Genomic DNA, 25,493 nt, shown 5'->3' with positions numbered 1-25,493 from the left:
GAACGAAACTGTTCACTAACGACTCTACGCGAGCCACCGGCTATACATGGTGGGGTGGCGACCGAACCGGACGAACTCCCGCGAGCGCGGCGTCGCGGCGCCGCGCTGACCCGGGCGATCTTCGAGGCGACGCTGGCCGAACTGGCCGAGTCCAGCGTCGACCAGCTGACGTTCGACAAGATCGCGATCCGGGCGCGGACCGGGAAGGCGGCGCTCTACCGGCGCTGGCGCAGCCCGGCCGAGCTCGTGCTGGCCGCGCTGGCCGATCCGGAGGTCGGGTTCACGGAAACGACGCCGCCGGCGACCGGTTCGCTGCGCGGCGATCTGCTCGCGCTGCTGACGAAGTTCGCGCGTGCGCTGGACGAGCCGCACGGACGGGCGTTGCGGCCGCTGATGACCCAGCGCGACCGTCATCCCCAGTTGTATGCGCAAGTGTGGGAACTGGTGGTGCAACCCCGTCAGCGACTGCTCACCGATCTGCTGCGCGCGGCTGCCGAACGCGGTGAGGTGCGGGCCGATGCGGTGACCGCGCGCGTGGCCGGAGTGGGTCCACGGCTGGTGATCGCCACCCATATGGATATCGGGACGGTGCCGGCCACCGAAGTCGAGGCGATCGTGGACGAGGTGCTGCTGCCGCTGCTGCGCCCGTGATCCCTCCCGTTTCCGATCCACCCGCACGTAGCACAAGCCCTGTGTCAGCCGCAGGTTCCTTGACAGGTCTCACCGCCCCAAATAACATACCGTCTAGACGGTAACTTCCGTTTGAGTCGAATCCAGGTGAGGTCTGTCCCATGTCAGCAGCAATCGCCACCGCGAATTTCCCTGCCGCGCCCCCGCTTCCGCCGCCCACCTCGGACATGGTCATGGCGACCCCTGACATGTTCCGCGCCGAACTGCCCGGCAGCTTCCGCACGCTGCCCGGCTTCGACGCCAGCGAGATCCGCGAGTCCGATCTCGGGGCGCTGGCCGCCGGGGACGCCAGGGTCACGATCATGCGCTCGAAGCCCGGCTACAAATGGGTGGGCAGCCCCTGGCACATGCACCACTTCGGATACTCCGTCACCTACATCATCAAGGGCTGGGCGGATTTCGAGTTCGAAGGCATCGGCGCGGTCCGGCTCGGCGCGGGCACCGTCATGCACCAGCCCGCGATGAACCGCCACCGCGAGGGTGAGGCGTCCGAGGACTTCGAGGGCGTCGTGTTCCACGCGCCGAAGGTGTTCGGCACCACGGTATTCCTCTACGACGAGGAAGCCGGACTCTACCGCGAGCACTACAGCGCGGCCGTCGCCGACGACGAGGAGTTCGGCAAGTCGCTGGCCGTCGAAAAGTCCTGAACAGCCATGGCCGGCGGCGATCCGGCCGCCGGCCACCTGGCCGGAAATACCGAAAGAGGCGCGGCATGGGGCATCACCGGATTCAGGCCATCCGGGAAGGCGAAGGGGTGCGGAACGGGCACAACCGGTGGCATCCGCATATCCCGCCCGAACTGCACATCGACTCGGGCGACACCGTCGAGATGACGACGATCGACGCCGCCGACGGGCAGCTCCACGAGCCCATGACGACCGACGATCTCCCGGCTGGATTCTCCCCGGGGCGAGTGCATCCGCTGACCGGCCCGGTGTACGTCAACGATGCCGAGCCCGGGGATCTGCTGGCCGTGCACCTGCTGGAGATCATCCCCGGCGGCCGGGCGTTCACCCTGACCGCGCCAGGCCGGGGGTTCATGCCGGACGAGTTCCGCGGCCCCATCCTCGCTCACTGGCACCTGGAGGGCGGCAAGGCCCGCAGCGCGCAGCTGCCCGGTATCGCCGTGCCCGGGGCGCCGTTCCTCGGCACCATCGGCGTCGCCCCCAGCCTGGAACGGCTGCGCCGCGCCAATGCCCGCGAACAGATCGCCGCCGACCGTGGCGCGCTCGTGATGAAGCCGATGGAAGCGTTTGCCCGTCCGGAAAAACCGGAAATCGCGCGGGAAGCGTGGCGCACGACGGCGGCCCACGAAGTCGGTGGGAACATGGATATCCGGCAGCTCGTCGCGGGGACAACGGTGTACTTCCCCGTCGATGTGCCGGGTGCACTGTTCTCCGCGGGCGATGCCCATTTCGCGCAGGGCGACGGCGAAACCTGCGGCACGGCCATCGAAATGAGCAGCACGTTCACCGCCAGGTTCGAACTACTCAAAGGCGAAGCGACTCGCCGCCGTCAGGACAATCCCACGTTCGCCGAACCGGCACTGCCGGCGCGCACCATTCCGGCCACCAGGGGCTGGTTCTCCACCACGGCGCTATCGGTCTCCGATGGAGAGGTTTTTCCGCTCGACGCGAGCGTCGCAGCCCGCAACGCACTGCGCGCGATGGTGGACGCGCTGTGCGTCGATCGAGGCTACACCCGCGAGCAGGCCTATCTGATCGCCAGTGTCGCCGGTGATCTGAAGATCAGCTCGATCGTCAACGTGCCACACGCCCAGGTGTCGATGAGCATTCCGCTCGACATCTTCGAAGACTGACCCCGGGTCCATATCCCGCCGGCCGGCAATTGGGTCCGGACATCCGCCCTGCATCGAGGAGTCCGGGCGCTTCAATCGCGAGGTGCGGTCCTTCGCGTCTTCCTTACGGAGCCGGTGAAGTACGGGGCCACGAGACGCTGCCACTCCCGGTAGATCTCATCGTGGCCCCCCGCGTTGTCGTCCAGCAACAGCATGCCGGCGGCACCACGCATGTACCGGATGGTCAGCTCGATGCCCATGCCGAAGGTGGTGTCGTCGATCGCTCCGCCGTCGATGTGGCCGGCCACGTTGCGGGCGGCCGTCCGGCACAGCGCGTCCAAGCGGTTTTGCGATTCGGCAAGCGCTTCACGCAGGGCCGGATCGGTGCGGGCGGCCATGGTGATTTCCATGAACGCGACGAAGGTCGGGCTGGTGAACTGCCGCCACAGCAAGTCGGTCAGTTCCTCGCCGACGTTCTTGCCCGCAACCGTGGCCGTATCGGCGACCAGCTGCCGCTCGGCGGTCTCCACCATGTACGCGACCGCGCCGACGAGCAGCGCGTGCTTCGAAGCGAAATGATGCAGCAGAGCGCCTCGCGTGACACCGGCCCGCTGCTCGACGGTGTACGTGGTCGTCTTGTGATAGCCGAGCTCGTAAAGGCACTCGACGGTGGCGGTGAGCAGCCGTTCCTGGGTCGCGGCCGAACGCTCCGCCTGCGTGCGACGCCGGGGCTTGGCCGGCGCCTCCGTATTTCTCTGGCTCATCGCCGAACGTCACCTCTGCTTGTCGGACCGTGCAGGACCACCGTCGCATCGTAGGCCGCGACGTCTCCTTGACCGATCGCACACCACCTTACTAACATACCGTCTAGACGGTAAATAGTTGGAGGAGAGTGCGTTGAAAGCCATCGTGGTCAAGTCGTTCGGCGGCCCGGAGAACCTCGAGCCGATCGAACATCCGAAACCGGCTCCCGGCCCCGGACAGGTGCTGGTCGCCGTGGAATCCGCCGGCGTCGGTCTCGCGGACGCCTTGCTGCGTCAGGGTTTCCTGCCCGACGTCGCACCGGGATTCACCCCGGGGCTCGAAATGGCCGGAAAAGTCGCCGAGGTCGGCGAGGGTGTCGACGAGGCGTGGCTGAACAGCCGGGTTTTCGCCATGGTGGCCGAGGGCATCAAGTCGGGCTGCTACGCCGAGTTCGTCGCCGTCGACGTCGACCAGCTTGTTCCGCTGCCGCCAACGATCTCGTCGGCCGAGGCGGTGTCCCTCGGCGTCAACGTGCTAGCCGCGGAATTCGTGATCCGGCGCGCGCAGATCAGGCTGGGCGAGCAGGTGCTCGTGCGTGGCGCCGGCGGCGGTATCGGGGTCATGCTGGTCCAGCTCGCCGCCAGGCGCGGGGCGATCGTCACGGCGTCGACGTCGTCGCCCGAGCGTGCCGAGCGCCTGCTCAAGCTGGGCGCATCCCACGCGGTCGATCGCGCCGGTGCGCCGCTGAGCGGTGCCGCGCCGGAGAGATACGACGTCATCCTCGACACGGTCGCCGGTCCCGATTTGCTGACCTTCTCCGGCAAGTTGAACAACAACGGCCGCGTCGTCCTCGCCGGTGTCGCCGGCGGACTGCCGCCTGCCGAGCTGGCGACCGCGTTGCTCGACCGCCGCTCGCTGTCGTTCTCGCTGGTCAGCCTCGACGCCGTCGACCTGCCCGAGAGGCTGTCCGCGCTGCGCGAGATCTTCGCGCTGGTTGCTCGCGGTGAGCTGACCCCGATCATCCACGAGGTGCTGGATCTCGAACGTGCTGCGGATGCGCACAGCAAGCTCGAGGCCGGCGGGGTCTTCGGCAAGATCGTGCTGGAAGTGGCAAGGTGACGGCATGAAAGAAGGTGACCTCGTCCCCGACTTCGAACTGCCGGACCAGCACGGCACGAAACGCTCACTGAGCGGGCTGCTGGCCGACGGTCCGGTGGTGTTGTTCTTCTACCCGGCGGCGATGACCGCAGGGTGCACGAAGGAGGCCTGTCACTTCCGTGACGTGGCGGCCGATTTCGCGACCGCCGGGGTGCAGCGGGTCGGCATCAGCCGGGACAATGTGGACAGACAGAAAGAGTTCTCCGACAAGCATTCGTTCGACTATCCGTTGCTGTCGGACGAAGACGGCACCGTGGCCGGCATCTTCGGGGTCGCCCGTGGTGGCCTGCTGGGCCGGCTCACGCCGGTGAAGCGGTGGACCTTCGCGATCGGCACGGACCGGCGCGTCGTCAAGATCATTCACAGCGAAACGAACATGAATCTGCACGCGGACGAAGCACTGCGCGCATTCGCGTGAAGCGCAACCCTCTGCGACCGCACTGATCCGCCGCTGCGGGAACTCCACTCCCACGCCATGCTCCGGCGCGTAGCCGGCACGTTCGCCGGAGCAGGCTGGGAGATCGCACGCATGATCGACGCGATGCTCCAAGCCGAGGACCTGTTCTTCGACGTTCGCCCACCGAGGCTGGCTCCGGTTGGACGGCAAGTCCGTCCTGCTCCTGGCGCCAGAACCCCGAGCCCGGCGAGCCCGCTAACGGCTCAACTCGCGCCACCGCAACGCTCAACTCGCGCCACCGGAACGCTCAACTCGCGCCACCGGAACGCTCAACTCGCGCGACCGGAACGTTCAACTCGCGCTGTGATCGGCCAGCCGGTGAGCTGGTTGGGTTCGGGGCGGGCGTAGGTGCACACCTTGCTGGTGCGCAAACCCATGCCCACCACGGCTTCGGCGAGGCCGACAGCGGCACCGATACCGTCGACCACCGGTACGCCGAGTTCGGTGGTGATCTTCTCGTCGAGGCCGGTCATCCCCGCGCATCCGAGGCACAGTACTTCGGCCCGGTCCTGGTGCACGGCCAGCCTCGCCTGCTCGAGAATCCTTTCGGCAGCCCGTTCCGGGTATCGTTCGATGTCCAGAGTGGACAGTCCCGCGGCACGGACGGAGGCACAGCGGGCGGACAACCCGGCCACCGTCAGCCGGTCCTCGATGGCGGCGATCGACCGGTGCAGCGTGGTGACGACCGAGTATGAGCGGCCGATGAGCTGCGCCACGTGGGCGGAGCATTCGGCGATGTCGAATACCGGAACGTCCACGATCTCCTGCATTCCCTCGCGACCGTGCTCACCGAAACCGGCGAGCACGACCGCGTCGAAGGGACCCTGGTATCCGGAGACGAGATCCATGACGGCCACCGCGGAAAGCAAACTCTCGAAATTGCTGTCGATGCCGGCCGCCCCGAAACGAGCGGTCAATGGAATGATCTCGGTGCCCGGCGAGGCATAGTGGCGGGCGGCCGCGCCGATGGCCTCTGTCATCTCCTCGGTGGTGTTCGGGTTGACGACCAGAATTCTCATGCATTCCCCCTGACCAGTAACCGGCCTCGTGGCCGGGAAAAACTGACGCGTTCGCCACGCAACCAGGTTTCCCGTACCACTCCGAACAGTTCCTTTCCCGCGTACGGCGTGACCCGCTGGCGATGCGCAAGCGCGGCAGGGTCGACGACGAACCGTTCATCCGGTGCCAGAACGCAGAAATCGGCGTCCTTGCCCGCGGCGATCCGGCCTTTTGTGGCGAGCCCGGCGAGGTGGGCCGGTCCGGCCGACATCCAGTCGGCGAGCCTGGCCAACGGAATGCCGCGCTGTTTCGCCGCGGTCCACGTCACCGGCAGACTGAGCTGAAGTGAGCTGATACCCGCCGTCGCGGAGGCGAAGTCACGGCTTCTTCCGGCTGCCGGTGACGGGGAATGGTCGGATACGATCATGTCCAGTGCGCCACTTTCGAGTGCACGCCACAACTGGTCGCGGTCGGCGGGTTCGCGGATCGGCGGGCACACCTTGAATTCGGTGCCCTCGTCCGGGATATCCGGCGCACTGAAAGTCAGATAGTGCGGGCAGGTCTCCGCGGTGACAGCGATCCCGTCGCGACGCGCCTTCGCGATCATCGACGCGGCGTGGCCACTCGCCACATGGACGAGGTGCACCCGGCCTCGCGTGCGCCGCGCGACTTCGAGAACGCACGCCACGGCCCGCGTTTCGATGTCCACCGGGTACTGATCCAGAAAATCGCGATAAGTCGTGCCGCCCGTGGGGCGGCCAGGTTCCGGCCACTCGGCGTGGACCAGCACCACCGTGCCGGCGAGTTCCGTGAGCGCCGCGCCGAGTTGCGCCGGGGTGATCGGCGGGAACTCGGGAGTTCCGGAATCGGCGAGAAAACACTTGAAGCCGAGCACCCCGGCCGCACGCAGTGCTGGTAGCCGGTGCAGGTTGCCCGGTGTGACACCACCCCAGAAGCCGACGTCCACATGGGACCGGTTCGCGGCAGCCGCGCGTTTCGCGGCCAGCGCTTGCGGCGTCACGGTGACGGGCAAGCTGTCCAGTGGCATGTCCACCACGGTCGTGATGCCACCGGCCGCGGCCGCCCGGGTGCCGGACTCGAAACCTTCCCAGGCGTCCCGGCCGGGATCCTGTAGATGGACATGCGTGTCCACCAAGCCGGGTAGCAGCACCACGTCCGCATCCAGCCGCACCTCGGTGTGCGCGGGAATATCCGCTGCGAAGGGCTCGACCCCGGCAATCCGTCCGTCCGAGACCGCGATCGTCGCGGGCGTTTCCCCGGCCGCCGTGACGGCGCGTGCCGCGCGGATGACGAGGTCAACGCTTGTCATGGCCGGGATTCCTGGTGAGTTCCCGGAGGCTGCGGCTGCACAATGCCCCGGCGATGGCGACCACGACCAGGCCCGCGCACAGCAGCAACGTGACGTCAGTACCGACGCGACCCGCCAGCGGACCGGCGATTGCTTGCCCGATCGGGATCGTCACGTACGACCCCAGCGCGTCATACGCATAGATACGTGCGAGGCGGTCGGCCGGGACGTTGTCCTGTAAGGACACATCCCAGGCGATACCGAACAGTTCCATGGCGATCCCGGCGGCGGTCATCGCGAGCATCAGCAGCACCGGCTGTGGGTGGAACGCGAGCACCAGCAGCGGGCAGGTCTCCAAAATGGACAGTGCCACCGTGGCGCCCAGCGCTCGAGCCGGTTTCCAGTACATCGCGGTCAGGCCGCCGAACAGCATGCCGCCCGTCTGCGCGGCCAATGCGAAACCCCAGACGGAACGGCCGAACGAGTCATCGGCGACCACTGGCCCCAGCACCTGGAGGCCACCGGCCGCAGCGGCGTTGACCAGTGCGAAAGCCACCGTCACCACCCATAACCACTGTCGGCCGGTGAACTCCTGCCAGCCCTCGCGCAAATCCCTGATCGGATGCGCGCCCGCACGGGCAGGCACGGCACTGGTTTGCCCGAGCCCGGTGAACGAGATCGCCATCAGCGCGCACATCGCCGCGTCGAGGACGATTCCCGTAGCGGAGGACAGTGTTGCGACCACGATCCCCGCACTGGACGCGCCGATCAGCAGGGCCGCGTTGGCGCCGAGCCGGGAGGCCGTATTGGCCTGCCGGATCAGCCCGCCCGGCACCGTTTCCGGGGTGAGCGCCATAATCGCGGGAAGCGAGATACCGGCGAACGCGCCACTGATCAGGCTCAGCCACAAAAGAAGGGAGACCGAGGCGAAACCGCCGTACATGCTTGCGGCGGCCAACGCGAGTGCCGCCCCGGCGCCGACACCCGATCCCTGCAAGACCAGCATCCGGGGCAACCGGTCGGCGACGACACCGCCTACCATCACGAAGGCGACCAGTGCCAACGATCTCGCGCCGATCACGAGTCCGAGATCGAGTGGTGATCCGTTGAGGTCCAGTACCGCGAACGCGAGCACGACCGGTGCCATGGTCTTGTCGAAGGAGCTCGCGCACCGGGCCGCCACCAGCCGGCGGAAAGGCCGATAGCGAAATGGTGCCAACAGGCCGGCGGAATCCGATACGTCGTGCGTGAGGTCAGGGGAATTCGGCGAGCCAGTAGCTATTTGTTCGTCCTTTCCGGAAACAAAGGGATACCCAGTGTAGCGGTGTGCGCGGTCAGGCGCCGGTCAATTCGACACTCAGGGCCGACAAGCCTTTGGCGCCACGGCGAAGCGAGGACAACGTCACGTATTCGTTGGCCTGGTGCGCGATGTGTTCCTCACCGACCCCGAACCCGATCGTGGGGATCGACAGTTTGCCCGCCGTGTACGAGCCGTTGGTGCAGAAGGAGTACGACATGGGAGTCGGATCGAGGCCGGCGGTGGCCAGCGCCCGCTGAGCCGACTCCACGATGGGCCCGTCCGTCCACCAGGCATGCGCGAACTCCCCCACGACGTATCGCGCCCCGGTGTAAGTGGTGAAATCCGCTGCCACCGTCCGCACCTGTGCGCTCGGCGGTTCGGCCCACTCTGCCCATGCCCCGGCCGCCGCCGACCGGAGAAGCTCGTGCAGCGACTCCTCGGTCTCCCCCGGCAGGAACCGCGCGTCGAAGCGGGCGAGGGCTCGGCCCGGCACGGTCGACACCGAAGGGTAGGGCCACGACGTCACGTCGATGCAGGTGATGTCACGGTAACCGAGTTGCGGGTGATGCGGCCGCGCCACTCGCCGCACGGCGTCGATCAACGCGGCGACGCCCTCGGCGGCGTTGACCCCTTCGCCGGCATGACCTGCGTGGCAGGCCCGGCCGAGTACCTCGACCTCCACCTTCGCCCGGCCGCGCTGCCCGACGGCCAGTCGCGTGTCGTTCGGCTCGGTGGTGATCACCGCCGTCGGCTGAACCAATTCGACCGCTTCGGCCAGCGCCGCGCCTTCCATGTGTTCCTCGCAGACGCTCGCCACCACCGCGACGAGGCCCGGACCGTCCGCGAGTCGTGCTCGCCGGGCGGCGACGCCGTGAATGGCTGCGGCGATCGAGGCTTTCTGATCACAGATGCCCAGTCCGAACAGGCGGTCGTCCTCGAGCACGCCGCCGAATGGGTCGACCCGCCAGCTGTCCTCCGAATGCAGCGGAATCGAGTCGATGTGGCCGTCGATGAGCAACCGGGACGCGCCGGCGCGTCCCTGGCCGATCGTGCCGATGGCGTTGCCGCTGCGATCGACGGTGACCTCGAAACCGAGGGTGCGCATGGCGTCCGTGACGAGTTCGATCGCGCGCCGTTCGTTGCCCGACTGGCTGGGCGTCGCGGCCAGCCCGCGGGCGAGTTCGATCAGTGCCGCATCATCGACCCGGGCGTCGTTCGAGTCGGCGAGCGGATTGCCGGTCGTGGTCATGCTTTCCTCTCCTGGCGTATCGAGGGTCAAAGAGGCAGGTCGGATTCGGCCTTGCGGGCGAGTGCCAGCCGGACAAGACCGTCGACGAGGTCCGGTGCTTCGAGACCGGAGGCACGCCACATCTTCGCGAAGTTCGAGACGCGGGAGAAGCCGGGCATCGTGGTCACCTCGTTCACCAGCACCGAGTTCTCGCCGGTAACGAACATGTCCACACGCGACAGTCCGGTACAGCCCAGTGCGAGGAACGCATCGACCGCCATGGTGCGGACCTTCTCGGTGAGCGCGTCGTCCAATGGCGCCGGCGCGAGCAACTGGACGGAACTGTCGAAGAACTTGGCTTCATAGCTGAGGAATTCGTGTTCCGTTCCGGCGATCGTCTCGCCGGCCACGCTCGCCACCGGCGCGTCCTTGCCGGCGAACTCGAGCACGCCACATTCGACATCCCTGATGGACATTCCCTGCTCGATGATGACCTTCGGATCGAACCGGCGTGCTTCCGCGACGGCGCTTTCGAGCTCGTCCCAGGTGTGTGCGATGCAGACGCCGAGACTTCCTCCGCAGCGCGCGGGTTTCACGAATACCGGTGGGGTGAACTCCTCGATCGGTTTCGGGGTGCGGCCGGGCGCCAGCACCCGCCATGGCGCGACCGGCAGCCCGGCTGCCTCCAGCAACCGGTTGGCCCACACCTTGTCCTTGGCGGCAGCCGATGCGAAGACTCCGCAACCGACATAGGGCATGTCGATCATTTCCAGCAGGCCCTGCACGGTCCCGTCTTCGCCATACGGGCCGTGCAATACCGGGAACGCCACGTCCGCGTCGAGTTCGTCGACCGACATGGGCGTACCGGTCACGATCTCACTGCGGCCCTCATCGAACTCAAGCGGGACGTCGTCGGCCTGGCGCAGCCATTTTCCGCTGCGGCTGATCCCGATCACCGAAACCTCGTACCCTGCTTCGCGCAATGACGACCGCACGAAATCGCCGCTGTCGATGGAGTTCGAGTGCTCCGCGGTCCGGCCGCCGACGAATATCGCGACTCGCAGCTTGCCCGTGGCTGTCATGCGATCACCTTCATTCCTTCCATTGCTCGATGCACTGTCGTTGCCGGGCCCGCATCACCTCGGCCGCGGTGGCAAGCGCGGCCTGTTCACCAGGACTCAGTGGCAGTTGCACGACTCGTCGCACGCCGCTGCGACCGAGTAGTGCCGGTACGCCCAGAAAGACGTCGTGCACCCCGTATTCACCGTCCACATAGGCGCACACGGGAAGCACCGTGCCGTCGTCATCATGGATGGCCCGCACCATCCGTGCGGTGGCCGCCGACGCGGCGTAGAACGACGAGCCGGTGCCGAGCAGTTTCATCACATCGGCCCCGCCACGGCGGACCGCGGCCGTCAAGGTGGCCTGATCTTCCTCGCTGAGCAACGAAGTCAGCGGAACGCCGTAGACGGTGGCACCGGACAACAACGGAATCATCGTGCTGTCATGCGCGTGCGAACCCACCATGGTCAGCTGGACAGCGGATCTCGGCACCCCGAGCAGCGTGGCCGTGAAGTCGGCGAACCGCGCGGAGTCCAGCAGCACGGATTGGCCCAGCACACGATGCGCCGGGAACCCGGTTACGGCCCGGGCCAACGCGGTCAGGGCGTCCACGGGATTGCTCAGGACGACGATCACCGCCTCCGGAGAATGCAATGCGATCTGCGCACAGAGTTCGCCGACCATGCGGCTGGTGCGGCCGGGCTCTTGCGCACTGGACACGACGCCGGCCGCGATGACCACGATCTGCGCATCGCTGATGCAGGCACAGTCGCCGCCCGTCCGCATCCGGTGACCCTCCACAGTGGTCTCGAATCCGGTGATCGCGCGGGACTGGTTGAGGTCGAGCGCGATGCCTTCGGCAAGTCCCGGAATGATGTCAGTGAGCACGATCCGTTGGTAGACATCGGATTCCGCCAGCCGCTGGGCCGTCATCCTGCCGCATTGGCCCGCGCCGAGTACCGCGACGGTGCCATGCCGCTTCCCCGGCATGATCGGTCCTGCCTTTCCTTCGGTCACGGCGTGACTGCGCGGCGGAGCGAACGGTTGCGTTTCCAACGGACGAAGGGGTTCCCGGTCTGCCCCTCGAACCCGACTCGCCGCGAGTCACGCATCGCCTGGTTGGCACTATCGCGGCGCGCCATTTCGTAGTGCCGGAACGCTTCGGCCGGGTCGTCGCGATGGCTCGACAGCATCTTGGCGAGCACGTCGGCGTCGAGTAAGGCCTGGTTGGTGCCCTGGCCGAGGAAGGGCGACATCGGGTGGGCCGCATCGCCGAGGAGGGTCACGGCTCCGCGCGACCAGCGGCGGGCGCCTTTTCGATCACGTAGGTCCGTGACGATCATTTCGGTGAGGTCCGCTGCCGCGATCATGTTCTGGACGAGGGCAGGCCAGCCCCACTGCGGCTTCAGCAACTCGCGCTGGATCTGCTCCAGCTCGTGTGGCCAGGTTCCCGCGCCGGCCCGGATCGTCACGTCCCAATAGACGACATCGGGGCCGAGCGGGGCGCAGAAGGCCTGCTGGTTCCGGCCGAACAGGATGAATCCACCGCGAAGGTACGGATCGTCGTGGCGCATTTTGGCGATGCATTTTATGGACGTCAGGCCCATCGGTCTCGCATCGCCGTCGTTCAGCAACTGCCTGCGTACTCGGGAATGCAGCCCATCCGCCCCGATCAGGACATCACCCGTCATCGTCTCGGTCACCGGCTCGAAATCGCCGGACCGGCCCCGCAGGTCGTCTCGGGTGAGGTGCACGCGTACCCGGTTCCGATCGGTTTCGTAACGCAGAAACGTACTGCCATATACCATGGTTGCCGTGGTGGAATGAGAACGCAACAACCGGTGTAATTCGGCTCTGCGAATGGTGACCGGTCGCAACGGCGGCGGCAGGACCCGCCGGCTGATCACTTGGCCGTCACCGTCGAGGATGAAGGTGGGAGTGCCGTCCGGCAGGGAATAGCCTGCGGCGGCGATCTCGGCATGCAGCCGCGAATCGATACGTTTCACCGCGGCAAGGCCATTGGGATGCAGAACGAGCGCGGAGCCCACTGACACGAGGTCGGCGCGGCGCTCATGGACCACGCATTCGATATTGTTGCGTTCGAGCGTGGCAGCCAAGGCGAGTCCGCCGATTCCGCCTCCGATGATGACGGCCTTCATGAGCGCATCACCGGGCGTCGCGGGCGAATTCGATGCGGTCGATGGCCTCAGCTGGATCGTCGACCACGATGAAATACTTGTCTTCGGGCAGGAACCGGCGTTTGCCCAGTTCGTCGACGAGTTCGAGGAAGAGATCCCAGAAACCGTTGGTGTTGACCAGGACGACGGGCCGCCGTTCCACGCCGAGCGCGCTCATCGAGATGACCTCGAACATCTCGTCCATGGTGCCGTACCCGCCGGGTAGTCCGATGAAACCGTCGGCGAGGTTCATCATGGTCGTTTTCCGATGGGCGAGATTGGTGGTGATGATGATCTCCTGAGGTGGGATATCGTCACCCATCTCGCGTTCCCGGAGAAATGAGGGAATGACGCCGACGATCTTCGCGCCGTATTCGGCCGCTCCTCTCGCCACCGCACCCATGACGCCGACGCCGCCCGCACCGTAAATCAGTCGATGAAACCGGGATCCCAATTGTTTTCCCAGCTGGTATCCGGCTTCGGTGTAGACCGGTGAATCACCCTGCGAGGCACCGCAGAACACACAGATAGCCAGGCTTACCGCTTCCGTCGACAATTCAACCCCCACCAGAGAAGCTGCGTTGAAACCCCAGTGATCACGATCGCGAAGCTGGTGATCCGTGGCCAGGAAACCGCATCTCCCGCTGTGCCGCAATCAGGTTAACTCCACCGGCCCAGTCCCCGGCGTACGGGCACCCATGCGCCGCTTGGCGGTATCACCGATGATTGTGCGTTGGTAGTTTCCTGGCGGTGGACACGGTTATCACTCGTGTTTCCCGCGAGCATCGGGACATTGTGCGTTCGTTTGTCACAAAGCACTGGGGGGCGTTTTTCGTCATAAAGCATGGGAAAAGGTTCGATCTCGGGGCACTACCCGGTTTGATCGCGTTGCGGGACGGCACCATTACCGGCCTTTTGTTATGGGAAGACCGGGGTGCCGAGGTCGAGTTGATCACCCTCGACGCGGTGCCGTCCCGGCAGGGCATTGGCGGCTCATTGGTCGATACCTTTATGTGCGAGGCTCTTTCGCCCGATTGCCGGCGCGTATCGGGCACGGTCACCAACGACCAGCTGATCGCGTTGCGGCTACTGCAAAAGCGCGGTTTCCGCATCACCATGGTACGTCCCGGCGCGGTGGACGCCGCGCGCGAGATCAAACCGCAGATACCGGTAGCCGGTGTCGACGGGATACCGCTGCACGACGAGCTGGACCTGGTTCTGGTCCGCTCAACGAGGGGGTAACGATGGATCTCACCACTCTCACGGAGATCCGTGGCGCCCATGAACTGGACGCGTGGCGCCCGGGTGATGCCTGGCTCGCCGGTGGCACCTTCCTTTTCTCGCAGCCACAACCGGGGCTGAACCGGTTGCTCGATCTCGGCACGACGGGCTGGCCGCCGATCGAGTCCACAAGCGACGGTCTGCAGATCGCCGCGACGTGCACGATCACCGAACTGGCCAGGCTTGCCCCACCGTCGTCGCGCGCATTGTTTCAATGGTGCTGCCGGTCTTTCAGCTCCTCGTTCAAGGTATGGAACGTGGCCACGGTCGGGGGCAATTTATGCCTGGCGCTTCCTGCCGGGCCGATGATCGCGTTGACGGCCGCGCTGGCCGGCGTCTGTGTCCTGATCGGCACCGACGGTCGCCGAAGATCGGTGGCCGTGACCGATTTCGTGATCGGAAACGGGCGAACGGCCCTGGCTGATGGCGAGATGCTGCGATCCGTGCGGGTGCCCGCGGCTGCGCTGGAGGATCCCGTTGCCTTTCGCGGTTGCTCGCTGCGCCGGTATGGACGGCCGTCCGTCATGGTCATCGGCCGGCGAAGTCCGGCGATCGACGCGGTGACGCTGACCGTGACCGCGTCGACGACGCGTCCGCTCGTCCTGCGCTTCGACCGGATGCCCACCGGCGATGAAGTGGCCGACGAGGTGTCGACGGCGATCCCGGAGGACTTATGGCTCCGTGACGCGTACGGACTCCCCGAATGGCGCCGCCAGCTGACGCTGCGGCTGGCCGAAGAAGTCCGCCGGGAATTGAGCGACCGATGACAGTGGTGGTCAATGGGCAGTCCTTTGAGGACTCGTCGAGACCGGGCCAGTGCCTGCTCGGTTATCTGCGTGAGCATGGCTGGTTCGGAGTGAAACGAGGGTGCGACGCGGGTGACTGTGGCGCCTGCACCGTCACTGTGGACGGAGTGGCGGTGCACAGCTGCCTCTACCCCGCTTTCCGCGCCCATGACAGGCAGGTGACCACCATCGAAGGGCTGGCCGATGACGTCGGCCTGCATCCTGTGCAGCAAAACTTCCTTGACGCACAAGGATTCCAATGTGGATTCTGCACTCCGGGTTTCATCATGACCACCGCCGCGCTGGACAGCGACCAGCTGCGCGACCTGCCTCAGTCGTTCAAGGGAAACCTGTGCCGATGCACCGGCTACCGGGCCATCGAGGATGCCGTCCGCGGCGTTCGCCGTGTCGATGAGGCAGCCGGCCAGGCGCTTGGCAGCGGCCTGCCCGCGCCGGACGGGCAGGATGTGGTGACCGGCGCCGCTCGTTACACGCTCGACCTGGAGATACCGGGAATACGGCACTTGAAGGTGCTGCGCTCTCCGCATGCACACGCGCGGATCGTCGCCATCGACACCACCTGGGCGCTGGCCGTGCCCGGGGTGGTCGCCGTGCTGACCCATCGCGACGCGCCACCGGCGCTGTTCTCCACCGCCCGCCACGAGCGCGCGGAGGAAGATCCGGCGGATACCCGTGTGCTGGACGATGTGGTCCGGCATATCGGCCAGCGCGTCGCGGCCGTGGTCGCGGACACCGAGGCTGCCGCCGACGAAGCTTGCCGGAAAATCGTTGTCCGGTACGAGATACTGCCGTCGGTCACCGATCCGGAATCGGCGATGCGGACCGGCGCGCCGATCGTCCACAATGGAAAGGGACCCGAGTCGCGGATAGCCAGCGTCCCCGGCAACGTAGTCGCGGAGGTGCACGGTCAGCTCGGTGACGTCGAAGCGGGCTTGGCCGAGGCGGATCTCGTGTACACCGAGACTTTCCGGACACCACGCGCGCAGCACGGGCAGCTGGAGCCGCACAGCGCGGCTGCCTGGTTCGACAGCGAGGGCCGGCTGACCGTGCGCTCGAGCACGCAGACACCATTCCTCACCCGGCGGGCGCTTTGCGCGGTGTTCGGACTGCCACCGGAACGGGTCCGGGTGCTGACCGGGCGAGTCGGCGGCGGCTTCGGCGGTAAACAGGAAATGCTGGTGGAGGATATCGTCGCGCTTGCTGCGCTGCGCACCGGTGGCCCGGTCAAGCTGGAATACACCCGCGCCGAACAGTTCACCTCGGCCACCACAAGACATCCGTTCACAGTCGGCGTCACCGTGGGCGGTCGCCGCGACGGCCGCTTGACCGCACTGCGCCTGCGGATCATCACCGACACGGGCGCCTATGGCAACCATGGTCCGGCCGTGCTCTTTCACAGCTGCGGTGAGTCCCTCGCCCTGTATCGCTGCCCGCACAAGCAGGTCGACGGCTTTTCGGTCTATACCAACACTGTCCCTTCGGGAGCTTTCCGCGGCTACGGGATCGGCGAGGTGATGTTCGCGGTGGACTCCGCACTCGACGAGCTTGCGCGGCGGCTCGGCATCGACCCGATCGACTTTCGCGGGCGTAACGTGATCGGGCCGGACGAACCGCTGCTCACCCCGGGCGGTCCCGACGACGGACTCGAAATCGGCAGTCACGGCGCCGGTCAATGCCTTGACGTCATGCGCGGGGCCGGCGCATCGGGCAGCCTTGCCCAGGCGCCGGACGGGTGGCTGACGGGTCAGGGGATGGCGTTGACCATGAGCGCGGCCGGACCACCGAACGGGCATTTCGCCGACGCCAGGATGGCCCTTCTCGAGGATGGGAGTTACCTGCTTTCCGTTGGTACCGCGGAATTCGGTAACGGCACGACCACGGTTCACCGCCAGCTTGCCGCATCCGTGCTGGGGTGCCGGGTCCAGGACATCACCGTGGCGCAATCCGACACGGACCTCGTCGCACATGACACCGGCGCATTCGGGTCCACCGGCATTGTCGTGGCGGGCAAGGCCGTGGTGCGCGCGGCCGAAGGATTGCGATCGCGGCTGATCGAATTCGCCGCGAGCCACACCGGACAGGCGCCCCGAAACTGTACGCTGACGGCCGGCGTGTTGCGGTGTGGTCCGGATGCCTTGTCTCTCAAGGAAGTGTGGGCGGCGATGCACGCCGCTGGGCGCGAGCCCCAGGCTGAGGGCCGATTCGACGGTGCACGGCGATCGGTCGCCTTCAACGCCCAGTGGTTTCACGTGGCGGTGGATCCGGACACTGGCGAGATCAAGATCCTGCGTAGTGTGCACGCCGCGGACGCGGGCCGGGTGCTCAACCCGGCGCAATGCCGCGGGCAGGTGGAAGGCGGGGTGGCACAGGCCCTCGGCACGGCTGTGTCCGAAGTGGTCCGTATCGACACCCAGGGTGCCGTCACCACAACCGATTTCCGCTCCTACGGTATGCCCACGTATGCCGACGCGCCCCGGACCGAGGTCGTTTTCGCGGACACCTACGACTCCATCGGCCCACTCGGCGCGAAGTCGATGAGCGAAAGCCCGGTCAATCCGGTCGCGCCCGCACTGGCCAACGCGGTGCGTGACGCCACCGGCATTCGTTTCACCCGGCTCCCGCTGACCCCTGATGTGGTTTGGCAGGCATTGCGGGAAGCCGGGAGCACGCCGTGACTGAACCCGCCGCACTCGCCAGGGCTGATATCGACCGCGCGCAGAGACAACTCGCCGGACACGTGGTGCGCACGCCGGTCATCCGCAACGACGAACTCGATCGACTGGCACACGCACGGGTATGGCTGAAAGCCGAATGCCTGCAACGTGGCGGGTCGTTCAAGATCAGAGGTGCGTTGCTCGCCGTCCGGGAGCTGGCCGCGGCGGGAAGTCGTGGCGTCGTCGCGCAAAGCACGGGCAACCACGCCATCGCGGTTGCGCTCGCCGCACGTGAGTGCGGGCTGCCCGCGGTGCTTGTCCTGCCTACCGACGCCGTTCCGGCGAAGATCCGGCGCATCGAGCAGGCCGGGGCCGTTGTCGTGCAGACAGGGACAGTGCTGGCCGATCGAATGTCCGAAGTAGACAGAATTCGGAACCGGCGCGGCTACGATGTGGTGGACCCCTACGAAAACCCGGTCGTCGTGGCGGGGCAGGGAACGGCGACGGCCGAGCTGATCAGCCAGGTCGAATCGGCGGGAAGCGCCCTGGACGCAGTCGTCCTTCCGGTGGGCGGCGGCAGTGCGATAGCCGGAGCATCCCTTGCCGCCGAAGGTAGTGACCTTGCCGTGGTGGCAGCGGAACCCGTTGCCGTGCCGTCGCTCAGCTCGGCGCTGCACGCCGGCCGGCCGGTGACGGTGACTCCACAAGCGACTGTCGCGGATGGACTACGGCCGGACCGGATCGGCCTGCTGCCGTTCAGCATCATCCGCGATCGGGTGCACACCGTGGTGACCGTGGACGAAGCGGCTATCACCAGCGCGATGTGCGCTGTGCTGTACCGATCCCGGCTGCTGGTGGAACCCGCCGCCGCCACCGCACTCGCGGCGGCGCTCCGGGTGGTGGAAGACTCCGCGGGGAAGGTGCGGGATATCGGGGTCCTGCTCAGTGGTGGCAATGTGGAGCACGGGCTGGTGCAATCGGTACTCGCCGACTACGACGACCGCCCGGCGGGGCCCTCGTCAGCGCCGGGAGATCGGAGCTGAGGGGTTCACCGATCTCCCGGCGAGGCGCTCGGGCTGCCCACCTCATTCGGTCAGCGCCAGCAGCGCCTCGACCACCTCGACCAGGCCGTCGCCGGTCACGTCCGGGGGTGCGAACACCGGCGGGAACCGGCCTTCCAGGCGGCTGACCCATCCGGTGACGAGTCCGGCCTGGTGCGCGCCGTGGAGGTCCCAGCCGTGTGCGGCCACCAGTGCCACCTGCCCGGGTTCGACCTGGCAGGCGTGGGCCGCGTACTGGTAGATCTCCGGTGCGGGCTTCCACCGCTGGATGTCGTCCACGGTCAGCACCTGCTGCACATCGTCGAGCACCCCGGCACGCCGCAGCAAGGTACGGGTGGTGTGCGCAGAGCCGTTGGTGAGCGTGATGACCGATACCCCCGCTTCCCGGACGCGGCGAAGTGCGGGTGCCACGTCCGGGTGCGGGTCCAGCTCGGCGAACCCGGCCACGATCCCGCGCACAGCGTCCTCGGACAGGCTGGTGATCGACTCCAAAGCGCCTGCGGCGATTTCGCCGAACGGCCGGTAGCCGCCGGCAGCGGTCAGTGCGAAGGCGTCGCGCAGCAGCCGGGTGAACCACAGCTCCAGCACATGACCTGGCGCGCCCGCCGCGAGGATCCGGGCGCGCAGCGGTTCGAGCGGGAACAACGTCTCGATCACGTCGAACGCGATGACCAGTGGGCGTCGGGCCATGGCACGATCTCCTTCCAGCGTCGCAAAGCCTCCCATCGAGGGTGGCATACCCGGCGCTCCGGCGAGGTCAGGCGCCGACCCCCGTGAGGGCAAAGAACTCCTGCCGGGAGCGGGCGTCCTCGCGCAGGGTGCCCAGCAGCGTGGAGGTGACGGTGGTGGAGCCGACGGCCTGCACGCCGCGCAGGGTCATGCAGGTGTGCTCGGCCTCGATCACCACGCCCACTCCCTTCGGGTGCAGGTGCTCGCACAGCCAGTCGGCGACCTGTTTGGTCAGCCGCTCCTGCACTTGCGGGCGGCGGGCGAAATGCTCCACGATCCGGGCCAGTTTGGACAGACCGAGGATGCGTTCCCCTGGCAGGTAACCGACATGCGCGACGCCGACGAAGGGCAACAGGTGGTGTTCGCAGACCGATCGGACCGGAATGGCGCGGGCCAATACCAGTTCGTCGTAGCACTCATCGTTCGGAAACGTGGTCAGGTCGAACGGGCGCGGGCTGAACAGTTCCGCGTAGGCGCGCGCCATCCGTCCCGGGGTGCCGCGCAGGCTTTCGGAGTCCAATTCGACGCCAAGTGCCTGGAGGAACTGGGCGGCGGCGGTCTCGGCCGCGCCCAGAGCGACACCGGGATCTTGTTCGTGTACCACTCGCAGCGGGGTCGCGGGAGGCATGACAGGAGCCTTTCGCTAGGACGACAGGGATGGCCGGTGCCGGGGCCGGTAGCCCTCGGTCTGCGTGGTCTCCTCGGCGACCCGGACCCCGTAGCGGTAGGCCAGCTTCCCGCCGAGGTATCCGGACACGGCCAGCGCGGCCAGGCTGACCGCGGACAGCACCAGTTGCCCGATGGCCACTGAGCCGGGGTGGCCGTAGCCGGCGTACCGCCAGAAGAAGTTGCCGATGTAGGCGCCGACGATCACCAGGTTGAGACTCATGTGGATCAACCCGGTGCGGAACGCGCGAGTGCCGGTGGGGATGGCCAGCAGGTCCAGGAACCCGGCCACCGCCGCCAGGAGCGCGCCGATCACGCCGATCGCGATCAGCCATACCGAGCCCTGCGTGAGGAACCCCGGGTTGCCGACGATGTGGGACGCGATGTCGAACACCAGACTCGCCACCCACGCCCCGATGGGCACGGTCACCAGGATCGGGTGGAACGGGTGCCCGTACGGGCCGGCCAGCGCCGCGCTCACCGGCCGCTTCGCCTGCTGGATCTCCCTCGTCACGACGACCGCCACCTCTCTGCTAAATCGCAAATAAAGTTTGGTCTTATTCGCGTGCTGGGTCAAGTGGAGCCGCTTCCCAGCGTCTTGGACATATTTGTTGGTGTTATCGTGGCCGGGTGACGGGCGACCCGGCAATCAGGGCGATCGCTGTGCTGGACGACGAGTTGCGGCGCGGCATGTACACCTTCATCCGGGACGCCCGGCGCCCGGTCACCCGCGACGAGGCCGCGGCGGCCGTCGGGATCTCCCGCAAACTCGCGGCGTTCCACCTGGACAAGCTCGTCGACGCGGGAGTACTCCGCGCGGACTACCAGCAGGTCAGCGGCGTCCGCAAAGCCGGCCGAACGCCGAAGGTGTACCAACCGGTCGACGCCGATATCCGCGTCAGCCTTCCGCCGCGCCAGCACGAACTACTGGCCGACATCCTGCTCGACGCGCTCCTCCCCGACGGCCACCACGACCACGATGGCAAGCAGGCGGCGCTGCGGGCCGCCCGCGAACGCGGCCACGCCATCGGCGCCACCGAACGCCGGCAGGCCCGACCGGGGCGGCTGGGTGCCGAACGCGCCCTCACCGTGGCCACCACGATGCTGCACCGGCACGGGTTCGAGCCCGACCGCATCTCACCAACTTGCCTGCGGCTGCGGACCTGCCCGTTCCATCCCCTCGCTGCCAAGGCACCGGAGATGGTGTGCGGGGTCAACCACGCCTTCTTCGCGGGTCTCCTCGACGGACTCGGCGCCACCTCCGTACAAGCCGTCCTCGACCCGCGCGCCGGTGAGTGCTGCGTCGAACTCCGCGCCCACCCGTGAACCAACGAGCTTCCGGTGCCGCGACGCGCGTCAGTGAGGCCCCGGCTCCCGTTCCTGCGGGTGGAGGGCGAGCGCCTCGACGGTGACGTCCAGCCACTTCCACATGGGCAGCGAGGTCAGGGCGTCGTGGAGGGCGGCGGGGTCCTCGGCCTCGTACAGGCCAATGGTGGCGTTGCGTCCGGGCACCCGCCACAGACGTTTGAGGACGCCGGCTTCCCGTAGCCGAGTCGCGCGCTCCCGCTCGCCTCGGCGCAGTTGTTCCCGGACGTCGTCCGGAGTGCCGGCCGGCAGCAGGTTCTCGGTGCGGACCAGGAATTCCACGTAGACCTCCGCGATCAAGTCAGGGTCAGCAACAAGTCGGCGAGCTCGGTCGGTGCGGTCACCATGGCTTCATGCCCGGTGGCGAGCGGGAACACCGGCCAGCGCCGCGCGGCTGCCCGTTCGGCGTGAGCCCGGAATACACGCATCCAGTCGGTGCACTCGATGAACGCGGCCGGGACTTCATCGGCCGCTCCGGTCAGCCGCAGCGGTTCGGTGTAGGTGCGCCACGGGTGCGGAGTGAGCCGCGCGCTCAGCCAGTCCACATCGGTCTGCCGCGTGACGCCGAGCACCTGAAGCGACCGTACCGGGATCAACCAACCGAACCCGGGTCCGGCCACGGACTCGCGATAGTGCCCGGCCACCGGCCGCGGCTGCAGGTCGATCGCCGCCTCGCCGTCGTCGCCGACGAACGCGTCGAGGTAGATCCGCCTGGTCAGCCGGTCCGGGACACGGTCGGCCACGCCGGTCACCACCTGGCCGGCGTAGCTGTGCCCGACCAGAACGACGTCGCGCGCGTCGTAGGCCTCCAGCAGCGCCGTCACATCCTCGATATGGGTGGCCAGCCCGACTGACGGGGTCAGCAGATGTGCACGGTCACTGACACCCGTCAGCGTCGGGGTGTGCACCTCGTGTCCCGCGGCCCGCAGCCGGGGCGCCACGCGTGCCCAAACCCAGCCGCCGTGCCATGCCCCATGCAGCAGCACGAAGGTGCTCACGCGGTGCCCTTCGCGCCGAGGTCCTCGAACAGCGCGAGTGCCGCGGCGGTGCTGGAGGCGGGAACGTGGTAGGTGTCGTGGACCCGCCGGATGTTCTCGCTCAACGCCCCCCGCATGACCAACCACATGATCAGTTCGATCCCCTCGGTGCCGGCCGCACGGATGTATTCCTCGCGGCTGAGCGCCGCCAGCTTCTCCGGCTCCGTCTCGATGGCTTGCAGGAACATGCGATCGAATTCTTCGTTGATCAGTCCCGCGCGCGCCCCGGCAAGCTGGTGGGACATACCACCGGTGCCGAGCACGGCGACCGTCTTGTCTTCCGGAAACGACCGGACGGCCCGGCCGAGTGCCCGGCCCAGCGCGTAGCAACGCGCCGCAGTGGGTTGCGGGTACTGGATCACATTGACGAGCACCGGGATCACCGCACATGGCCACGTTTCGCCCGGATCGGGCCAGCACACCGACAGCGGCACGGTCAGCCCGTGGTCCACATCGAGCCGGTGGAAGGTCGCGACGTCGAACGAGTCGTCGATCAATTCTCCCACCAGATGTTCACTCAGCTCCGGAGCGCCGCTCACCGGCGGTACCGGCCGAGCTCCCCACCCCTCGTCCGCCACGGCGTAGGACCCGGCTGTACCGACTCCGAACGTCGGCACGAGATCGAGATCGACGGAGTTCGCGTGGTCGTTGTACACGACGATCACCACCTCCGGGGTGTGCCGCGCCATCCACTCTCGTGCCGGGGTGTATCCGTCGAACAGCGGTTTCCAGTGCGCTTCCCGCGTCTTGCCGCTGTCCATGGCCGCTCCGATGGCCGGGACGTGGGAGGTCGCCAGACCCCAGATCACCTCAGCCACGTTTCCGCCCTCGCGAGCGCAGCTTCGCCGCAAACTGCTCGGCGGTCATCCCGGTGAACACGCCGCCGAGGTACTGCATCGACTTCTGGTCCAGCGTGGCGAGTTTGAAGGTGTAGAAAATCGACGCGCCGAGATCGGACATCGCGATCCAGTCCCGTTCGAGAACAGCTTTCTTCTGTTCCGGCGAAAGTCCGTATTCGTCGCAGTATGCGGCTTCGTCGGTGGTGAACCGGGTCCGGTTTTCGGCGTGCTTCAACGATCCGCACATCCGGTTGAGTGCGTATCCTCGCCGGTTCTGTGCCAAGTCGAGGACATAGTCGTCCAGCGCCTTACCCATTGCCCTTCCCTACTTTTCGATTTCGGCCATCGCCATGTCGGGATAGCGCTCGCCCGAGGTGAACCCACGGGGTGCGACCGCCTCGATCTCGTCGAGCTCGGTGCGGGTGAGCTCGAGGTCCGTCGCCGCGATGTTGAGCTCGAGCAGGTCGCGCCGCTCGGTTCCCGGGATCGCCACGACGCCCTGTGCGAGGACCCACGCGAGCGCCAGTTGCGCGGTCGTCACACCACGCCGTTCGGCGATCGACTCGATCTTCTCGAGCACGTCCAGGTTCTTCCGGAAGTTCTCGCCCTGAAAGCGCGGGACCATGCGCCGGAAGTCACCATCGGGAAGGTCCTCGAACTTGCGGATCCGGCCCGAGAGGAAGCCGCGCCCGAGTGGGGCGTAGGCGACGTAGCCGATACCGAGTTCGCGCACCGCCGGGATGATGTCGTCCTCCGGCTCCCGGGACCACAGCGAATACTCGGTCTGCAGGGCGCTGATGGGGTGCACGCCGTGCGCGCGCCGGAGGGTCGCGGGCTTGACCTCGGACAGTCCCAGGAAACGGACCTTGCCGGCCTGCATGAGTTCGCCCATCGCCCCGACGGTCTCCTCGACCGGAACATCCGGGTCGACCCGGTGCAGGTAATAGAGATCGATATGGTCGGTCCCCAGGCGCCTCAACGACGCGTCACAGGCCTTCCGCACGTAGCCGGGGGTGCCGTTGAGGCCCAGGAATGCGCCGTCGGCACCGCGCATGCTGCCGAACTTGCTGGCCAGGACTGCCCGATCGCGCCGGCCGGCAAGCGCCCGGCCGACCAGTTCCTCGTTCGTGAACGGGCCGTACATGTCGGCGGTGTCGATCAGGGGCACGCCGCGGTCGATCGCCGCATGGATGGTGGCGACGGCCTCCGCTTGGTCGACGTCGCCGTAGAACTCCGACATCCCCATACAGCCGATCCCGATCGCGGAGACTTCGAGTCCTTGGTCACCGAGTGTGCGTTTGGTCATCTCGTCCTCCTTGACCGGCCCGACGCTAGGGCGCAGGCCGGACCGGCTCAGTAACTCAGGTCACGCGGTCCGGCGGTGTGCGAGAATGAAGTTCGCCCGAGACGAGAATGATCACGTCGGATGAAAGCCTTGGCATCGCTGAGCACAGCAGCACAAAGCGCATGGAACGACAGCCTGCTCGCCCAGTTTCCCGAGCACGCGGCCGGGCTTCTGGCTGACCGCGCCATGCCGCGGCATTTCGCCAGTGGCGAGGCCATCCAGCACGGCGCCGGCGGCACCCCGAGCCTGGTGTTCCTCATCGTCGACGGGCTGGCGCGCGTCTATGTCAGATCGGAGTCCGGCCGGGAGATGACGGTCCGTTATGCAGCGCGCGGCGAGCTGGTCGGGCTGCCCGCGCTGGCGGCCGGCCGGAGCAACCCGGGTGTCGCGATCAAGGTCATGATCGACACCGAGTGTGTTTCGTTGCCGGCGAGCGGTCTCTTGCGTCTCGCGGCCCATGACGCCGGGGTGGCGTGGCCGATCGCGCGCTATGTCGCGGAGACTCTGCACCGTTCCGAGCAGCTGTGGAGCAACAACGTGTTCCAGCAGATGCCGCCGCGCGTGGCGTATCACCTGCTCGAGCTGTGCAGCCGCGATGGCGATGGGCTCGTCGTGCACGCCACACAGGACGAGGTCGCCCGCGCCGTGGGCTCGGTCCGCGAAGTCGTCGCCAGGACCCTCAGGGAGTTCGCGGAAGCCGCACTCATCGAACGCGGGCCTCGCGCGATCCGTCTCCTCGACCCGGCGGGCCTGCATCGGGTCGCGTCGCCGCCGTTGTCGTGACCGGA

At 67.2% G+C, this 25,493-nt stretch carries 28 protein-coding genes and 1 pseudogene; 12 read left to right on the top strand and 17 right to left on the bottom strand.

Features of this window, described 5'->3' with window-relative positions:
- Positions 1-54: 54 nt before the first annotated feature.
- The 3 genes from GKO32_RS01140 to GKO32_RS01130 all read left to right on the top strand — a co-directional run bounded on the left by GKO32_RS01140 (position 55) and on the right by GKO32_RS01130 (position 2,509).
- Positions 55-651, top strand: coding sequence for a TetR-like C-terminal domain-containing protein (locus GKO32_RS01140; RefSeq protein ID WP_312867387.1), 597 nt, complete (start codon positions 55-57; stop codon positions 649-651).
- A gap of 140 nt (positions 652-791) precedes the next feature.
- Positions 792-1,337, top strand: coding sequence for a cupin domain-containing protein (locus GKO32_RS01135; RefSeq protein WP_154754840.1), 546 nt, complete (start codon positions 792-794; stop codon positions 1,335-1,337).
- Positions 1,338-1,402: 65 nt separating this feature from the next.
- Positions 1,403-2,509, top strand: a complete 1,107-nt coding sequence (locus tag GKO32_RS01130; RefSeq protein ID WP_154754839.1) for an acetamidase/formamidase family protein — start codon at positions 1,403-1,405, stop codon at positions 2,507-2,509.
- 71 nt (positions 2,510-2,580) lie between these two features.
- On the opposite strand, the gene GKO32_RS01125 is transcribed toward GKO32_RS01130, so the two are convergent.
- Entirely contained in the window at positions 2,581-3,252 is a 672-nt protein-coding gene (locus GKO32_RS01125) for a TetR/AcrR family transcriptional regulator (RefSeq protein ID WP_154754838.1), read from the bottom strand.
- A gap of 133 nt (positions 3,253-3,385) precedes the next feature.
- Here GKO32_RS01125 and GKO32_RS01120 point away from each other — a divergent pair, with 133 nt between their 5' ends.
- The 3 genes and pseudogenes from GKO32_RS01120 to GKO32_RS01110 all read left to right on the top strand — a co-directional run.
- Positions 3,386-4,351 carry a quinone oxidoreductase family protein gene (locus tag GKO32_RS01120; RefSeq protein WP_154754837.1) on the top strand — a complete coding sequence of 322 codons (966 nt, stop codon included), beginning with the start codon at positions 3,386-3,388 and terminating at the stop codon, positions 4,349-4,351.
- A 4-nt stretch (positions 4,352-4,355) separates the two neighbouring features.
- On the top strand, positions 4,356-4,808 hold the full coding sequence (locus GKO32_RS01115) for a peroxiredoxin (RefSeq protein ID WP_154754836.1): 453 nt from the start codon (positions 4,356-4,358) through the stop codon (positions 4,806-4,808).
- Between the two features lie 154 nt (positions 4,809-4,962).
- Positions 4,963-5,046: pseudogene (locus tag GKO32_RS01110) on the top strand (Crp/Fnr family transcriptional regulator); the annotation flags it as partial.
- Between the two features lie 70 nt (positions 5,047-5,116).
- On the opposite strand, the gene GKO32_RS01105 reads toward GKO32_RS01110, so the two are convergent.
- The 8 genes from GKO32_RS01105 to GKO32_RS01070 form a co-directional block, all read right to left on the bottom strand.
- On the bottom strand, positions 5,117-5,866 hold the full coding sequence (locus GKO32_RS01105) for an aspartate/glutamate racemase family protein (protein WP_154754835.1): 750 nt from the start codon (positions 5,864-5,866) through the stop codon (positions 5,117-5,119).
- Positions 5,863-7,176 carry an allantoinase AllB gene (gene allB, locus GKO32_RS01100; RefSeq protein WP_154754834.1) on the bottom strand — a complete coding sequence of 438 codons (1,314 nt, stop codon included), beginning with the start codon at positions 7,174-7,176 and terminating at the stop codon, positions 5,863-5,865. Before allB ends, GKO32_RS01105 begins: the two co-directional genes overlap by 4 nt.
- Positions 7,163-8,374 carry an MFS transporter gene (locus GKO32_RS01095; protein WP_246242976.1) on the bottom strand — a complete coding sequence of 404 codons (1,212 nt, stop codon included), beginning with the start codon at positions 8,372-8,374 and terminating at the stop codon, positions 7,163-7,165. The genes allB and GKO32_RS01095 overlap by 14 nt, the downstream gene beginning before the upstream one ends.
- Before the next feature lie 115 nt (positions 8,375-8,489).
- Positions 8,490-9,704 (bottom strand): M20/M25/M40 family metallo-hydrolase, encoded by a 1,215-nt coding sequence (locus GKO32_RS01090; RefSeq protein WP_154754832.1) that lies wholly within the window; start codon positions 9,702-9,704, stop codon positions 8,490-8,492.
- Between the two features lie 26 nt (positions 9,705-9,730).
- Positions 9,731-10,765 carry a D-alanine--D-alanine ligase family protein gene (locus tag GKO32_RS01085; RefSeq protein ID WP_154754831.1) on the bottom strand — a complete coding sequence of 345 codons (1,035 nt, stop codon included), beginning with the start codon at positions 10,763-10,765 and terminating at the stop codon, positions 9,731-9,733.
- A 10-nt stretch (positions 10,766-10,775) separates the two neighbouring features.
- The gene (locus GKO32_RS01080) at positions 10,776-11,735 is read right to left on the bottom strand and encodes a malate dehydrogenase (protein ID WP_154754830.1); all 960 of its coding nucleotides are present in this window, start codon (positions 11,733-11,735) and stop codon (positions 10,776-10,778) included.
- A gap of 23 nt (positions 11,736-11,758) precedes the next feature.
- Positions 11,759-12,904: an FAD-dependent oxidoreductase gene (locus GKO32_RS01075; protein WP_154754829.1), complete on the bottom strand. Its 1,146-nt coding sequence runs from the start codon at positions 12,902-12,904 to the stop codon at positions 11,759-11,761.
- A gap of 7 nt (positions 12,905-12,911) precedes the next feature.
- Positions 12,912-13,490, bottom strand: coding sequence for an LOG family protein (locus GKO32_RS01070; protein ID WP_166459314.1), 579 nt, complete (start codon positions 13,488-13,490; stop codon positions 12,912-12,914).
- 182 nt (positions 13,491-13,672) lie between these two features.
- On the opposite strand from GKO32_RS01070, the gene GKO32_RS01065 reads away from it, so the two are divergent.
- Genes GKO32_RS01065 through GKO32_RS01050 form a run of 4 tightly spaced genes read left to right on the top strand, consistent with a single transcriptional unit; the run spans position 13,673 to position 18,706 of the window.
- On the top strand, positions 13,673-14,164 hold the full coding sequence (locus GKO32_RS01065) for a GNAT family N-acetyltransferase (protein WP_154754827.1): 492 nt from the start codon (positions 13,673-13,675) through the stop codon (positions 14,162-14,164).
- Between the two features lie 2 nt (positions 14,165-14,166).
- On the top strand, positions 14,167-14,970 hold the full coding sequence (locus GKO32_RS01060; protein ID WP_154754826.1) for an FAD binding domain-containing protein: 804 nt from the start codon (positions 14,167-14,169) through the stop codon (positions 14,968-14,970).
- Positions 14,967-17,684 carry a molybdopterin-dependent oxidoreductase gene (locus GKO32_RS01055; RefSeq protein WP_154754825.1) on the top strand — a complete coding sequence of 906 codons (2,718 nt, stop codon included), beginning with the start codon at positions 14,967-14,969 and terminating at the stop codon, positions 17,682-17,684. The genes GKO32_RS01060 and GKO32_RS01055 overlap by 4 nt, the downstream gene beginning before the upstream one ends.
- Positions 17,681-18,706: a threonine ammonia-lyase gene (locus GKO32_RS01050; RefSeq protein ID WP_166459313.1), complete on the top strand. Its 1,026-nt coding sequence runs from the start codon at positions 17,681-17,683 to the stop codon at positions 18,704-18,706. Before GKO32_RS01055 ends, GKO32_RS01050 begins: the two co-directional genes overlap by 4 nt.
- A gap of 42 nt (positions 18,707-18,748) precedes the next feature.
- Here the strand turns inward: GKO32_RS01050 and GKO32_RS01045 are convergent, their stop codons facing one another.
- The 3 genes from GKO32_RS01045 to GKO32_RS01035 form a co-directional block, all read right to left on the bottom strand.
- Entirely contained in the window at positions 18,749-19,414 is a 666-nt protein-coding gene (locus GKO32_RS01045) for a haloacid dehalogenase type II (RefSeq protein WP_154754823.1), read from the bottom strand.
- A 67-nt stretch (positions 19,415-19,481) separates the two neighbouring features.
- Positions 19,482-20,081 carry a GTP cyclohydrolase I FolE gene (folE, locus tag GKO32_RS01040; RefSeq protein WP_154754822.1) on the bottom strand — a complete coding sequence of 200 codons (600 nt, stop codon included), beginning with the start codon at positions 20,079-20,081 and terminating at the stop codon, positions 19,482-19,484.
- A gap of 15 nt (positions 20,082-20,096) precedes the next feature.
- Positions 20,097-20,633: a DUF2231 domain-containing protein gene (locus GKO32_RS01035; RefSeq protein WP_312867386.1), complete on the bottom strand. Its 537-nt coding sequence runs from the start codon at positions 20,631-20,633 to the stop codon at positions 20,097-20,099.
- Between the two features lie 176 nt (positions 20,634-20,809).
- Here GKO32_RS01035 and GKO32_RS01030 point away from each other — a divergent pair, with 176 nt between their 5' ends.
- On the top strand, positions 20,810-21,445 hold the full coding sequence (locus GKO32_RS01030) for a helix-turn-helix transcriptional regulator (protein ID WP_154754905.1): 636 nt from the start codon (positions 20,810-20,812) through the stop codon (positions 21,443-21,445).
- A 30-nt stretch (positions 21,446-21,475) separates the two neighbouring features.
- On the opposite strand, the gene GKO32_RS01025 is transcribed toward GKO32_RS01030, so the two are convergent.
- Genes GKO32_RS01025 through GKO32_RS01005 form a run of 5 tightly spaced genes read right to left on the bottom strand, consistent with a single transcriptional unit; the run spans position 21,476 to position 24,666 of the window.
- A complete protein-coding gene (locus tag GKO32_RS01025) occupies positions 21,476-21,766 on the bottom strand; it encodes a muconolactone Delta-isomerase family protein (protein ID WP_312867385.1) in 291 nt (96 codons plus the stop codon).
- Between the two features lie 14 nt (positions 21,767-21,780).
- Positions 21,781-22,482, bottom strand: coding sequence for an alpha/beta hydrolase (locus tag GKO32_RS01020; RefSeq protein WP_312867384.1), 702 nt, complete (start codon positions 22,480-22,482; stop codon positions 21,781-21,783).
- Entirely contained in the window at positions 22,479-23,339 is an 861-nt protein-coding gene (locus GKO32_RS01015) for a class III extradiol dioxygenase subunit beta (RefSeq protein WP_312867383.1), read from the bottom strand. The genes GKO32_RS01020 and GKO32_RS01015 overlap by 4 nt, the downstream gene beginning before the upstream one ends.
- The gene (locus GKO32_RS01010) at positions 23,332-23,676 is read right to left on the bottom strand and encodes a protocatechuate 3,4-dioxygenase (protein ID WP_154754818.1); all 345 of its coding nucleotides are present in this window, start codon (positions 23,674-23,676) and stop codon (positions 23,332-23,334) included. The genes GKO32_RS01015 and GKO32_RS01010 overlap by 8 nt, the downstream gene beginning before the upstream one ends.
- A 9-nt stretch (positions 23,677-23,685) precedes the next feature.
- Entirely contained in the window at positions 23,686-24,666 is a 981-nt protein-coding gene (locus tag GKO32_RS01005) for an aldo/keto reductase (protein ID WP_154754817.1), read from the bottom strand.
- 120 nt (positions 24,667-24,786) lie between these two features.
- Here GKO32_RS01005 and GKO32_RS01000 point away from each other — a divergent pair, with 120 nt between their 5' ends.
- Entirely contained in the window at positions 24,787-25,488 is a 702-nt protein-coding gene (locus GKO32_RS01000) for a Crp/Fnr family transcriptional regulator (RefSeq protein ID WP_154754816.1), read from the top strand.
- Positions 25,489-25,493 lie beyond the last annotated feature (5 nt).

The sequence above is a fragment of the Amycolatopsis pithecellobii genome (assembly GCF_009707865.1).
In the GTDB taxonomy this organism is placed as follows: domain Bacteria; phylum Actinomycetota; class Actinomycetes; order Mycobacteriales; family Pseudonocardiaceae; genus Amycolatopsis_E; species Amycolatopsis_E pithecellobii.
This window is presented reverse-complemented; position numbering and strand designations above follow the sequence as displayed.